The organism is Pontibacter populi (assembly GCF_019336435.1).
Taxonomy (GTDB): Bacteria; Bacteroidota; Bacteroidia; order Cytophagales; family Hymenobacteraceae; genus Pontibacter; species Pontibacter humidus.
On the sequence record NZ_JAHWXQ010000006.1, the window covers coordinates 57,213 to 71,176 of the forward strand.

Annotated in this window: 12 protein-coding genes; 4 read left to right on the top strand and 8 right to left on the bottom strand. The window is 45.9% G+C overall.

What is annotated here, in order from left to right; genetic code table 11:
* Nucleotides 1-6 precede the first annotated feature (6 nt).
* Nucleotides 7-246: a hypothetical protein gene (locus KYK27_RS16750; RefSeq protein ID WP_199111457.1), complete on the bottom strand. Its 240-nt coding sequence runs from the start codon at nt 244-246 to the stop codon at nt 7-9.
* A gap of 295 nt (nt 247-541) precedes the next feature.
* Here KYK27_RS16750 and KYK27_RS16755 point away from each other — a divergent pair, with 295 nt between their 5' ends.
* A complete protein-coding gene (locus KYK27_RS16755) occupies nt 542-1,990 on the top strand; it encodes a hypothetical protein (protein WP_199111458.1) in 1,449 nt (482 codons plus the stop codon).
* On the opposite strand, the gene KYK27_RS16760 is transcribed toward KYK27_RS16755, so the two are convergent.
* The 7 genes from KYK27_RS16760 to KYK27_RS16790 form a co-directional block, all read right to left on the bottom strand.
* Entirely contained in the window at nt 1,978-2,712 is a 735-nt protein-coding gene (locus KYK27_RS16760; protein WP_199111459.1) for a glycosyltransferase family 2 protein, read from the bottom strand. The genes KYK27_RS16755 and KYK27_RS16760 overlap by 13 nt on opposite strands.
* A gap of 171 nt (nt 2,713-2,883) precedes the next feature.
* Entirely contained in the window at nt 2,884-4,677 is a 1,794-nt protein-coding gene (locus KYK27_RS16765) for an acyl-CoA dehydrogenase family protein (RefSeq protein WP_199111460.1), read from the bottom strand.
* Between the two features lie 26 nt (nt 4,678-4,703).
* Nucleotides 4,704-5,069, bottom strand: a complete 366-nt coding sequence (locus KYK27_RS16770; RefSeq protein WP_199111461.1) for a four helix bundle protein — start codon at nt 5,067-5,069, stop codon at nt 4,704-4,706.
* Between the two features lie 37 nt (nt 5,070-5,106).
* Entirely contained in the window at nt 5,107-6,285 is a 1,179-nt protein-coding gene (locus KYK27_RS16775) for an acetyl-CoA C-acyltransferase (protein ID WP_199111462.1), read from the bottom strand.
* Nucleotides 6,286-6,374: 89 nt separating this feature from the next.
* The gene (locus KYK27_RS16780) at nt 6,375-8,777 is read right to left on the bottom strand and encodes a 3-hydroxyacyl-CoA dehydrogenase/enoyl-CoA hydratase family protein (protein WP_199111463.1); all 2,403 of its coding nucleotides are present in this window, start codon (nt 8,775-8,777) and stop codon (nt 6,375-6,377) included.
* Nucleotides 8,778-8,801: 24 nt separating this feature from the next.
* Nucleotides 8,802-9,236, bottom strand: a complete 435-nt coding sequence (locus KYK27_RS16785; RefSeq protein ID WP_199111464.1) for a MarR family winged helix-turn-helix transcriptional regulator — start codon at nt 9,234-9,236, stop codon at nt 8,802-8,804.
* A gap of 196 nt (nt 9,237-9,432) precedes the next feature.
* Nucleotides 9,433-11,196 (bottom strand): AMP-dependent synthetase/ligase, encoded by a 1,764-nt coding sequence (locus KYK27_RS16790; RefSeq protein ID WP_199111465.1) that lies wholly within the window; start codon nt 11,194-11,196, stop codon nt 9,433-9,435.
* 242 nt (nt 11,197-11,438) lie between these two features.
* Here KYK27_RS16790 and KYK27_RS16795 point away from each other — a divergent pair, with 242 nt between their 5' ends.
* The 3 genes from KYK27_RS16795 to KYK27_RS16805 all read left to right on the top strand — a co-directional run bounded on the left by KYK27_RS16795 (nt 11,439) and on the right by KYK27_RS16805 (nt 13,929).
* Nucleotides 11,439-12,596: a formimidoylglutamase gene (locus KYK27_RS16795; protein ID WP_199111466.1), complete on the top strand. Its 1,158-nt coding sequence runs from the start codon at nt 11,439-11,441 to the stop codon at nt 12,594-12,596.
* Nucleotides 12,597-12,739: 143 nt separating this feature from the next.
* Nucleotides 12,740-12,994 carry a cytochrome b5 domain-containing protein gene (locus KYK27_RS16800; RefSeq protein WP_162428426.1) on the top strand — a complete coding sequence of 85 codons (255 nt, stop codon included), beginning with the start codon at nt 12,740-12,742 and terminating at the stop codon, nt 12,992-12,994.
* A 62-nt stretch (nt 12,995-13,056) separates the two neighbouring features.
* Nucleotides 13,057-13,929: a hypothetical protein gene (locus KYK27_RS16805; RefSeq protein ID WP_199111467.1), complete on the top strand. Its 873-nt coding sequence runs from the start codon at nt 13,057-13,059 to the stop codon at nt 13,927-13,929.
* Nucleotides 13,930-13,964 lie beyond the last annotated feature (35 nt).

A 13,964-nucleotide genomic window follows, 5' to 3' on the forward strand; every position in this document is an offset into this window, starting at 1 on the left:
AAACTTTCATTTTATAGTTGCTTGTGTTGCTACAAAAGTTTGCACAGGTTCGGTATACAGACCGTTTTGATGTTGCTGCATATTGCCGCTTGAAAGTACTGGTAACGGTTTTTCTGCAGCATCTTGTGCTGTGCTAACTATAACCTGAGGATTTTTAGCAGGGGTAGTAATCAGTTTATCTTCTTTAGTTATTTTGCTAATCAGTAAAAGTGCTGTAAATGCTAGTATCTTAAGTATGAACCTCATTTTATCTTATTTAATCAGGTTTACATCATATACAACAGGCTTGTTACAGCAACTACCTACTATCGGGCAGAGCAGCGAAAATCTTGGTTGACAGGCTCTTTTTTTGATGTGGTTGAAATGTAAACATGTTCATATCAACACATACAAGCATAGCCCTGAATCTGTGTACTAACAAAATAAATCCTATTTGTTCCACGCGAAACAACATAGCTATAATTCTGTTACTCAATGCCTGAATTAAAATTTGACTAATCTCGCACTTAACCTTAAGTTTGATCTTTTAAAGCTGATTCCTGTGAAAAACCTGCTCTTCGTTTTCGTTTTTATTGTGCTATCCGTAGCCGCTTTTGGTCAATCCAGAAAAAAGGGTGAAGTGCCATTTGAGTATCACCCGAACTTATCTGAAGACAGGTACAACCAACGCATTACCAATAAAACCATAGCTACCGGCCCTGAGCAGTTTGTAATTCTTAGCCGCAAAGCAAATGGCAACTATGGGGTGCAGAAATATGAGGCTGGCCTGGCAAAACGATGGGATGCAACTATACCACTTACTATAGAGCAGACAGTGTATGGTTTTTACACCACCAAAGATGCAGCTATAGTTGTAGCATACTCTAAAACAGGTGCTACCCAACAGCTACATGGCTACTATATTGACCTGGTAAGTGGTGCCCTAAAAGACAAACAGCTACTACAGGAAAGCCCTGTTTCTAACCGTGAACCGGGCATAGCTTTCTCGCAGGATGGCTCTAAACTCCTTGTATTCCATTACCAGGCAGATAGCAACTATAAGATCAGAAGCATGAGCGGCTCGTTGTTCGACGAAAAGCTGGCAAAGCTGAAAGACGTTACCTATAACCTGAATGATGTGCGCGATGTACTGTCGGTGGATGTGCAGGTGAGCAACAAAGGAGACCAGTACCTGAGCCTGATATCGGATAACATGAACCGCCTTACGGTTCGCCGGTATAGTTTAAAAGACCCGAAAGCAAAGGTAATGAGCGTACTGGTGGGCGGTGTATTTGGCGGCAAAAAAGTTTATATCATGGATTCGCGGTTTAAGCTGATGCCGGATGACCAACTATACGGAGCCGTAATTACAGCAGAAGAAGCCTCTGGCTTATACTATAGCCTGAAAGCAGTTCGGTTTGACTTTGAAGCCGAAGACATGGTTTTTGCCGAAGAGTTTAAATTCTCACCGATATACCTGGCTAAAATAAACAGCCTGAATAAAGCAGACACAACTAAACCGAAGCGCTTCGAAGACATTTATATAACAGACCTGCTGCAGACTGCCGATAATAAGCTGGTTGTGCTGGCAGAAAAGAAATACACGATGGGTGGCAAGAGCTCTCCCTACTTCGCCAAAGAAATGCTGCTGTTTGCCTACGACGAATACATGAACTCTGCCTGGAACTCAGTATTAATGAAGCATCAGCAATCCCCTGCAGAAGATGCTTTCTCCGGGATTTCCTACACTGCTTACATGAGCGGCAATACTCTAAACCTGCTTACACTGGAAGAGCTTGACGGTAAAAACGACCTGTATTTGCGCCAGATCAACACTAAAACAGGTGAGATAAGTGAGGCAAAGGGAGTGCGCCTGAATGTGGCAAACGACAAAGAACTGGCCTATGTAAAAGATTTCACGGCCTGGTTCTCTGACAAAGATGTAGCTGTTGTAGTTCGCCCTAAAAAGCGTGAAGCAGGTCTTAAACTATACCATATTCAGTTAAAATAATGCTTCAGGTATAGTTGTGGTTCCTTAGTTGGATTGGAAACCGATTTGTAATGTAGCTTTTTAGTAAAGGATGCCAGCTGCAGGCACATGTGCGAGAAACCGACATAGTTCACAATATCAATGTACATGTTAAACTCTTTGCGTGAGCCGTCCAACACTCCCAGTTTATCCACTTTGTAGGTATTTATAGCAGACCAGGGCATCCAGCGTACTACTTTCTTATGACGCAACATGTAGCGGTTAATGGCTACCTCTAACTGATAACACTTTAGCCGTTGCCTTAGTACCAGCTTCAGATCAGCTGTTTGTAGTATGCGTTCTCCTGATAGCAACACATCACTACGATACCACTTCACAAACCAGGGGGAATTAATACGACGCATGATAATCATATCTACTTCATGGCATTCCTTATAAGCATCTAAAGCAGCTTCCAGCTCTTCTTTTCTTAATCCCTGCAGATCCGCATCCATCATCAGTAATGTGGCATAGTCTACATATTGCAATCCCTGCTTTATGGCTTTGGTTTTACCATGGTTACGCAGCAACCTGATAACCTCTACAGTAGGCCAGTTAGCTTCAATATAATCTGCTGTTCCGTCAGTAGATCCATCATCTACACAAATTACCTGCTGTACATATTTCGTGCTGACAACTATATCAAGCACCTTGGCAATTCGCTCACGTTCGTTATAACATGGTATAAGGCAGCTTACATTCATTATCTACTATAGGTTTATAGTTAAGGCGCTGCCCTTCATACGTAAAACCTGCCCTTGCATTTACATTTTTGGGCTATAAATATTATTTTTATTATATTAAATTAGATAGATAAAATAAAAAAAGGCTTTCCTTAAGAGGAAAGCCTTTTCTAAACTATAAATGGTCAGAAATTAATAAACATATTCATTTGACTCGATCAGCGCAGCTGCTATGCGACGGCGGGCCTCTTTTGTATTGAACAGGTCTTTCTTAGTGAAGCGTTTTAAGCCCATAAATAACAAGCGTTGCTCATCACCTTCAGCCATAGATGCAATGGCTTCCTTACCAGCTATAAACGAAGCGTCTACTGCATCATTCACCACCACACGGGCAATATCGATCTGGTTTGCTACGGCTTCTTCGCCTTTTGTACCGATCATTTTCTCCACGCGCAGCAAAGTAGATTCTGCCACATAGGTTTTGATGGCCATATCGGCGATATTCATTAGCACCTCTTGCTCTTTGGCAAGTGAAGCCATGTATTTCTGCACCGCAGTACCGGCTACTAACAGAATTGCCTTTTTCAGGTTACGGATAGCTTTGTGTTCTGCAGCAAACAAGCCGCCTTCTTCTTCGGCCCCGAAATCCGGAATAGCCATCAGTTCGTTCTGTACGTTCTGCGCTGGGCCCATCAGGTCAAGCTCACCGTTCATAGCTTTCTTCAGGATCATGTCCACGGTAAGCATGCGGTTGATCTCGTTGGTACCTTCAAAAATGCGGTTGATACGGGAGTCGCGGTACGCACGGTCCATTGGGTAGTCAGCTGAGAAGCCATAGCCACCGTAGATCTGCACACCTTCATCTACCACATAGTCCAGCACTTCAGAACCTTCCACTTTCAGCATGGCACACTCCACGGCAAATTCTTTTGCAGCACCAAGTAATGCTTCGTTCTCATCTTTGCCGGCTGCCATCAGTTCCTGCTCCATGCGGTAAATATCCATACCTGAACGGTACTGCGCCGATTCTACAGCAAAAATCCGGATGGCCTGCTCTGCCAGTTTATGACGAATAGCGCCGAATTTAGAGATTGGCAATTTAAACTGATGACGCTCGTTGGCATATTTTACCGACAGCTCAGCCACTTTTTTAGAAGCACCCAGCGTAGCAGCACAAAGCTTGATACGGCCGATGTTCAGGATGTTGAAAGCGATCAAATGGCCTTTGCCGATCTCGCCCAGCACGTTCTCTTTCGGAACTTCGCAGTCCGTTAAGAATACCTGGCGGGTTGAAGAGCCTTTTATACCCATCTTATGCTCTTCGTTACCCAGGCTTAGGCCCGGATAATCTTTTTCAACTATAAAACCTGTGAACTTGTCGCCATCAACCTGTGCAAAAACGATGAACACATCAGCGAAACCTGCGTTAGTGATCCACATTTTCTGCCCGTTCAGGATGTAGTGTGTTCCGGCTTCGTTCAGTACTGCTTTGGTTTTAGCCGCCAGCGCATCCGAACCAGAGCCCGGCTCTGTTAAGCAGTAAGACGACATCCACTCGCCGCTAACCAGCTTCGGAACGTACTTTTGCTTCTGCTCTTCGGTGCCAAAGTATAAAATTGGCAGCGTACCAATACCTGTGTGCGCCGCAAAGGCAACCGGGAATGAATGGCCACCTCCTACTGATTCTGTAACCAGCAGCGACGTGTTAAAGTCCATGTTCAAGCCGCCGTACTGCTCTGGTATAGATACCGCGAACAAGCCAAGTTCCCCTGCCTTTTTCATCAGGCTTTCCATCAGGCCTTCTTCGTGGTTGTCCAGTCTGTCAAGCAACGGGAGTACTTCTTCCTGCACAAAGTCCAGACAGGTCTGGGCCATCATACGTTGCTCTTCGGTAAAATCTTCGGGCGTAAACACGTCCTGCGGATTCGTTTCCTTTATCAGGAACTCACCACCTCTTAGTATTGCGGTTTTAGTTGAATTTTCCATATTGATAAGATTTTAGATGCTAGATTTTAGATATTAGATTTCTTGATTATGGAGTTTTTAAAGCTATAGATCATCTTTTGTATCTGCTCTAGTTGGTCTTGCAAAACAGAAAGAGAAGATTCAGTAATTATTCCAAAAGAATTTGCTAAGAGAAGCTGAGTCTCTAACTCAAAGGCTGACCCAAGTGCTATACTTAAAAAATGAGCAAATTCTTTAGGTGAATTTCTGCCTGCTCCTTCTGCAATATTAGATGGTATAGAAACGGCTGCTCTGTTGATTTGAGATGTTAGACCATATCTTTCATTCCCTGGAAATGTAGCTGTTGTTTCATAAACGGCCTTCGCCAGCTCCATTGATCGCTGCCAGATCTTTAAGTCCTTAAAGCTGTGCATAAAATAAGTCTAACATCTAAAATCTAACATCTAGCGTCTATTTCAGCAATTCATAGATACCGGCTACACCCTGGCCGCCACCCACACAGGCGGTTACCATGCCGTACTTTTTGCCTATGCGGCGAAGTTCATGGAATTGCTGGATAGAAAGCTTAGCGCCGGAGCAACCAAGCGGGTGACCTAAAGCAATAGCTCCACCACTTATGTTGAGCTTAGCAGGATCAAAATCCAGGTGGCGCATAACAGCGATAGACTGGGCAGCAAAGGCTTCGTTCATCTCGATCAAGTCGATGTCGTTCAGCGTCATGCCAGCCATTTTCAAAGCTTTTGGCACAGCTGCAATTGGCCCCATACCCATGATACGCGGATCAACACCACCGGAAGCATAACTTACCAGCCTGGCAATTGGCTCCAGGTTCAGTTCTTTTACCATGCGCTCGCTCATAACTATAACGAAGGCAGCACCATCAGAAGTCTGAGAAGAGTTACCAGCCGTTACCGAACCACCTGCTGCAAATACTGGCTTTAAGCGAGCTAAGGCTTCCATAGAAGTATCCGCTCTTGGGCCTTCATCAGTATCTACCACATAAGTGCGGGTCTTTTTCTTGCCGTTCTCGTCCAGGTAAGTTTCTTCAACGGTTATCGGCACGATCTGCTCCTTAAAGTAGCCGTTCTTGATCGCGTTGATAGCTTTCTGATGCGAATGGTACGCAAACTCATCCTGGTCTTCGCGGGTAACCTTATAGTCTGCAGCCACAGCCTCAGCTGTTAAGCCCATGCTCAGGTACCAGTCCGGGTTGTTTTTCGCGATAGTATAGTTCGGCACTGTTTTCCAACCAACTGTTGGCACCAGCGACATCGATTCTGTACCGCCGGCAACTATACAGTCAGCCATACCAGCCGAGATGCGGTTTGCGGCTATAGCTATAGTTTCCAGACCAGAGCCGCAGTAGCGGTTCACGGTCATACCAGAAACCGACATTGGCAATGCCAGCAACGAGATCATTCGACCTATCTGTAAGCCCTGCTCAGCTTCCGGCACCGCGTTACCAACTATAAGGTCGTCTACACGCTCCGGGTCCAAGGCTGGCACTGAGGCCATTAAATGTTTGATGACATCAGCGGCCAGGTCATCAGGTCTGGTGAACCGAAATCCGCCACGGCCCGCTTTACCCACGGCGCTACGAAATCCGGCTACGATATATGCATTGTTCATATTTTCTAATTGCTAAATTGTTAAATGGTTGATTGTTGATTTCTCTTTAAGAGCTTAATCATTATTCATTACCCATTATTCATTAGTCATTAATTTCTCAGCGGCTTGCCTGTGGTCAGGATGCTCTGGATACGCTCCAGTGTTTTGCGCTCACCTGTCAGGGACAGGAAGGCTTCACGCTCCAGGTCTAGCAGGTACTGCTCGCTCACTTCGGTTGGGGCGGACAAGTCGCCACCGCACATCACATAAGCCAGTTTCTGAGAGATTTTCAGGTCGTGCTCAGACATATAGCGGCCGGTCATCATGGCATTGGCACCTGTCAGGAACATACCCAACGCGCCTTTGCCCTGCACCTTAATGTTGGTGCGTTGTACCGGTTTAACATAACCAGCGTCTGCCAGAAGTATTGCCTGCGCTTTGGCGTCGGCTATCAGGCGGTTGCTGTTTATAGTTATGCCATCCGATTTGCGCATAAAGCCCAGGTCTACCGCTTCTTTAGCCGAGGTAGAAACCTTTGCCATACCGATGTTCAGGAACACGTTTTTCAGGTCGTTGTACTCGATGTCGCCATCGGCATACATGTCAGCAGCGCGAAGCGTCATTTCTTTTGTACCGCCACCGCCTGGTATCAGGCCAACGCCAAACTCTACCAAGCCCATGTAAGTCTCAGCAGCAGCCTGAATGTGATCGACGTGCAGGTTAAGCTCGCATCCACCACCTAATGTTAAGCCATGTGGTGCACCCACTACTGGTATAGCCGAGTAGCGCATACGCATCATCGTGTTCTGGAACTGGCGGATGATCATGTTCAGTTCATCGAAATCCTGGTCCAGCGCATACATGTAGATAAGGCCAACATTAGCACCGGCAGAGAAATTAGCGCCCTGGTTACCCACTACCATCCCACGGAAATCTTTCTCGGCAAGATCAATCCCTTTGTTCAGCGCCATGATCACGTCGCCGCCCATGGTGTTCATTTTGGTATGGAACTCTACGTTCAGGATACCGTCGCCTAAATCAGTTATAGTTGCGCCGGTGTTTTTCCAGACCACTTTGTTGCCACGCAGGTTTTCAAGAATAATAAAATTCTCGGCACCCGGTATAGCTTTGTATTCTTTACTGTTGATGTCGTAGTAGCGGCGTGTGCCGTTCTCCACAATGTAGAAAGACTCTTTGCCACTGTTCAGCATTTCTTCTACCCAGGCAGCAGGCTGATAACCGTTCTCGATCATGCGTTGCACACCTTCGCGGGCAACAATGGCATCCCAGTACTCAAACGGACCAAGCTCCCAGCCAAAGCCAGCACGCATAGCATCGTCTATTCTGTATAGTTCGTCAGAGATCTCAGGTATTCGGTTGCTCACATACTGGAACAAACCATAAAGCGACTCATTGAAGAACTGTGCTGCTTTATCCGACTGACCAGAGAAAACTTTCACACGCTTCTTCAGGTCTTCGATTGGCTTCAGTACTTCCAGGCTCTGGAACTTGGCGCGTTGCTTCGGTCCGTACTCCAGCGTGTTGAGGTCCAGCGTCAGGATCTCAGTTTTCCCTTTCGCGTCTTTTGTCTTTTTATAGAAACCCTGACCGGTTTTATCACCCAGCCACTTGTTCTCTACCATCTTCTGCAGGTAGCCTGGCAACTGGAACAGCTCACGCGACTCATCTCTCTCGCCAGTCTGGTAAAGCCCGTTGGCTACATTAGCCAAGGTATCTAAACCAACCACATCCAGCGTTCTGAAAGTAGCGGACTTCGGACGACCGATGATCGGACCGGAGATTCTATCTACTTCATCAACGTTAAGACCCAGTTTGTTCATTACCTGCAGGCCTTGCATAATAGCGTAAATACCCACACGGTTTGCGATGAAAGCAGGTGTATCTTTGGCCAGTACAGTAGTCTTGCCTAAGTACAGGTCGCCGTAATGCATCAGGAAATCAACTATAGCCGGATCTGTTTCAGGCGTCGGAATGATCTCCAGAAGTTTTAAGTAGCGTGGCGGGTTAAAGAAGTGCGTACCGCAGAAGTGTTTCCTGAAGTCTTCAGAACGACCATCCAGCATCATGTGAATCGGAATGCCCGATGTGTTGGAAGTAATAAGTGTACCCGGCTTGCGATGCTGCTCTACCTGGTCGTACACAATCTTCTTGATCTTCAGGTTCTCTACCACCACCTCAATGGTCCAGTCAGCAGTAGCGATGTCCTTCATGTTGTCTTCGAAGTTGCCTGTCTGGATCAGGCGCGCATCTGATTTGCGGTAGATCGGCGACGGGTTAGAAGCCAGTGCTGCCTGCAGTGAACTGTTCACAATGCGGTTACGCACAGCTTTGCTTTCCAGCGTCAGGCCTTTTTTCTCTTCGTCGGGCGTCAGCTCCTTCGGTACGATGTCGAGCAGCAGCACCTGCACCCCGATGTTGGCAAAATGGCAGGCAATACGCGAGCCCATCACACCGGAACCAAGTACGGCTACTTTCTTAATTATCCTCTTCATAGAATAGCTATAGTTGTCTATGGGTTAAAATATCTCTTTGTTCTCGATCATAGTTTGTATGTGCCCGCACACTTTAAAAAAAGCATCTAGTTCTTCCTGCGGTATAGTTTCGTATACTTTATGGTTAAAGCGCAGCACCGTCTTTCTCGAAATTTCTTTTTTCTCCAGTCCTTTCTTTGTCAGGAAAATGCGCACCAGGCGTTTATCGCTCGGATCCGAAACTTTAAAGATCAGCTTCTTTTCCTCCATGCTTTTCAGGATGCGGGTAAGGCTTCGGGCCTCCAGACCCAGTAATGGCGCAATTTTGGTAGCAGGCGTACCTGCCTCCTGGTCTATGTTCAACAACACAAACCCTATAGATGTTGTAATGTCGTTTTTGGCAGCCTCGGTGTTATACATGCGCGAGATAGCATGCCAACATACTTTCACATTATAATCTACTGTCTCTTCTGGCTTCATGTACAAATAATGATGTATACCAAATATATAAAATAATGTTATGCAAGCATACTATTTTCGAAAATTTATTCGGCATGCATAAAATACAGTACGAAAGAAGGGCTTTACAGATACTACAGCTATAGTTTTGGCAATCAGGCAATAAAAAAAGCCCTCCGTTTTGGGGAGGGCTTTTTAGTTATAGATTATCTATAGCCTAGAACATGCTATCGATCTCTTTCTTATAGTTGGCAGAGATTATCTTACGCTTCACTTTAAGGGTTGGGGTAAGCTCGCCGCTCTCTACAGTCCACATGTTCGGGATGAGCTTAAACTTCTTCACAGTCTCGTATTGAGCAAGACCATGGTTGGCTTTCTCGATCTCACGCTTGAATTTCTCCACTATCTCCGGCTTTGTGATCATGTCAGCATCTGTAGTGTAAGGTATGCCTTTATGCATGCAATAGTCCTGCAGGCCCATGAACGACGGAACTATAAGCGCTGCAGCATATTTCTGACCATCACCTACTACCATTACCTGCTCAATCACTACAGATTCTTTCAGCTTATTCTCGATCGGCTGCGGCGCTACATACTTTCCACCGGAAGTTTTAAACATTTCTTTCTTGCGGTCCGTGATCTTCAGGTATTTGCCATGCACCATTTCGCCGATGTCGCCTGTATGGAACCAGCCGTCGCTGTCAATAACTTCGGCAGTTAACTCAGGTTTGTTATAGTAACCTTTCATTACATGCGGCCCGCGGGTAAGTATCTCGCCGTCTGCTTCAGCTATCTTCACCTCCACGTTATCAATGTTCAGACCTACCGTACCGATCATGTTATTTTCTGGCTCAAAGCGGTTGAATGTAATTACCGGTGATGTTTCTGTTAAACCGTAACCTTCCATAACACGAATGTTGGCAGCCCAGAACACACGTGCCAAACGTGGTTGCAACGCAGCACCACCCGAAACGATAGCTATCACATTACCCCCAAGCGCTTCGCGCCATTTACTGAAGATAAGCTTATTGGCCAGTGCCAGCTGCTGGTTGTACCACCAGCCATTGTCTTTCTGAGTATCGTACTTCAAACCAAGCTCCAGTGCCCAGAAAAACAGTTTGCGCTTCACGCCTGTCAGTTCCATGCCTTTAGCTACAATCTTATCATATACCTTCTCGAGCAGGCGCGGTACGGTTGTAAATATGTGCGGCTGCACTTCTTTCAGGTTGTCGGCTACTTTTTCTATACTTTCGGCATAGTAAATAGAGACCCCGATACGCAGGTACATATACATGAGCATACGCTCGAAAATATGGCACAACGGCAGGAAGCTGAGTGCACGGTGTGTGTTATTTACAGGCACATAGTTTACAATGCCCTGCACGTTGCTCACGATGTTATTATGCGTCAGCATTACACCTTTCGGGTTGCCAGTTGTACCGGAAGTATAAATGATGGTCAGGATGTCATCAGCAGTAACGGCATCGCGAAGCTCATTTAATTGCTCCGGATTCTCCAGTTGCTTGCCCATCTCCACCACTTCCGACCAATGCTTGGCACCATGCACCTCATCAAACGTATAGATCTCTTTTACACTGTCCAAGCCATCTGTAGCAGCAACTACTTTGTTGTAAAGTTCGCTATCGGCTACAAAAATGGCTTTTACTTCAGCATCATTAAAGATATAACGGTAATCCTCAACAGTTATAGTCGGGTACATCGGCACGCTTATGGCGCCAATCTGTTGTATACCGTAATCTGCAAACACCCACTCCGGGCGGTTAAAAGAGATAATGGCTACTTTATCGTTTTTGCCAATACCCAGCTTTAAAAGCCCCAGGCTTACAAAGTCCGACATCTTCTGCACATCCTGGGTGCTGTATTTCACCCATTGTCCGTTTACTTTGGCGGCAAGGCAATCTTGCTTGGGAAAGTTGTTTAACTGGTGCGACAAAAAATCGATGGTGCGGGTGATGCTCATGCTGTTTATATCTTTATATAGCGTGTAACCTAAACTATAACGGAGCCCGGAAATATAATTACCGGCTCATCATTAGTGCATTTTAATTATTTTTTTTCTTTTCTCCCACTTTCGCTCTCATAAATATTTAATATGAGTTATATTACACTCCCTAATTTACCTTTATTTACCAGCATATAGGCAACCAGTACAGATACCCCTATAGTTTTGGTACTTTAGAATTAAAGTAAAGCAGCCACCGTATGAACCTGTCGATCTTTTTTGAACCGCTGTACGAAGATGTTTTTGCAGCGCTAAACAAGCCCCGGACCCTGGGCTCTTATATCAGCCGTTTTGTAAGCAAGTTCCCCGACTGGCGCGCTGCCGACATTGCCATATTGGGCATAAACGAAACACGCGGCAGCGGAAACGAAGAAAACACCGACCCGGCTCTGGCTCCTGCCCGTGCCGTACGCAAAAAGCTATATGCACTAAATAAAGGAGCAGGCAGTTGTAAAATAGTAGACCTGGGTAACCTCAGACCCGGCATATCGCTGGATGATACATACCTGCGCATAAAGGAAATTGTAGAAGTACTTATCTCTCACGGCACCATACCTGTATTAATTGGTGGATCTCATGACCTGGAATATGGCCAGTTTATGGGTTACGAGCACCTGGAGCGCGTGGTAAACATGGTTACTGTAGACTCCAGCGTAGATATGACCGAAGACACGGATGCCAACCCTAACAAAAAGCAGCTGCGCAACATACTCATGCATGAGCCAAACTACCTGTTTAGTTTGGGGCAGATAGGGTACCAGTCGTATTTAGTGGAGTCGGAAGTAATGGCTACGCTCGAAAAAATGCATTTTGAAGCTTACCGCGTGGGGGAAGTGCACCGTAACGTGCAGGAAATGGAGCCCGTGGTTCGCCTCGCCGACCTGTTAACTATAGATGTGGCCGCCATCCGGCACCAGGACGCGCCGGGCTACGAACCAGCTAACCCCTTTGGCTTAACCGGCGAAGAAGCCTGTCAATTATGCTGGTATGCCGGCCTAAACGATAACCTGACTTCCCTCGGAATTTATGAATACAACCCGGAACTGGATGAGCGCGAACTGACAGCCATGACCGTAGCAACGATGATCTGGTATTTTATTGAAGGGTTTTACCACCGCAAAAACGAGATCAGCTTTAACAGTAAACAGTTTACCAAATACGCTGTTGCCTTTAATGACAACCCGGACAAAATGGTATTCTACAAAAGCAAGCAAAGCGAGAAGTGGTGGCTGGAAGTAGAATCACTGACGGAAGGAAAGACTACACGCGTGGTACCTTGCAGTTATGAAGACTATCTGCAGGCAACCAAAGGGGAAGTTCCGAACCGCTGGATACTTACGCAGGCACGTATCGGATAATTTTACAGATGCCAAGATTTAGAATCTGGAGATGGGCTTAGCCGGTTTATAGTTTGAAGGAAGAATACCTTTATAAACTATAGCTTTTTGCACAAAAAGTAATTCTGAAACATTCACATCTCCAGAGCACAGAATAAAGAAATATGCCCTTACCCGAATACACTTTACAACAGCTTGCCTCACGCAACGGCCAGGACAGAGACGATGTTTGGGTAGCGTATAAAGGTGTAATTTATGATGTCAGAAAATCAAGGTTATGGCGCACAGGCAACCATTACGAGCACTGGGCCGGCCAGGACCTGACCGAAGAATTAAAAAATGCGCCCCATACTGAATTTGTTTTTGATAAATTTGAGGCAGTGGGGCTGGTAAAAAACTCCGTGTACCGTACAGAATAATCCGGATAAGCGATATCCGTAACTATAAATAAACGACAACTCTATATTTTACTCTACAGCATATGGTTCTTATTGCAGATAGTGGCTCTACAAAAACAGACTGGAACGCTTTAAATCAGACAGAAGTGTTGCAGAATGTGCAGACAGTGGGCTTTAACCCGATGTACCAGGAAACAGAAGACATTTTTGAAGAGCTTAGTAAGTCGCTGCTCCCGAACCTGAATGACAAGAATCCATCGGCTATTTATTTTTATGGTGCCGGCTGCAGCTCCCCGGAGCGTAACAAGAAGGTTTCGGATGCCTTGCAGCGCTTATTCCCGGAAAGTGACATACATGTAGACCACGATCTGCTAAGTGCAGCACGCGCGCTGTGCGGCCATAACCCAGGCATTGCCTGTATACTTGGCACAGGCTCCAACACCTGCCTCTATGATGGCGCCCAGATAACGGACAATGTGCCGTCACTGGGATTCCTGCTTGGCGATGAAGGAAGCGGCGCTTACCTAGGTAAATTACTGATGCGTGCCTACTTTTACCGTGAGCTACCCGAAGAACTGGCACAATCCCTGAAAAACACCTACAACATTACCAAAGACGAGTTCCTGGATACAGTCTATGGTGCCGAAGTGCCAAGCCGTTACATGGCTACGTTTGCCAAGTTTGCACACGATAAACGCAAACATCCGTTTATAAAAGAACTGATCTATACCAACTTCGAAAACTTTTTTGAGCGCCATGTACTGAAGTACAAAGGCCATATGGAGTTGCCGGTAAACTTTGTAGGTTCTATTGCTTACTTTTTTGCTGATAACCTGAAAGTGGCTGCACAGAAGTTCGGTCTGCGCATCGAGACGATCATCCAGAGCCCAAGCGAAGGCCTGATCAAATATCATCAGGAGTTGCTTGAGAAAGCAGGTGCGGCCAAAAACGTATAGTTTATAGTTGCCATTCGTAATTCGTAATTCATCAT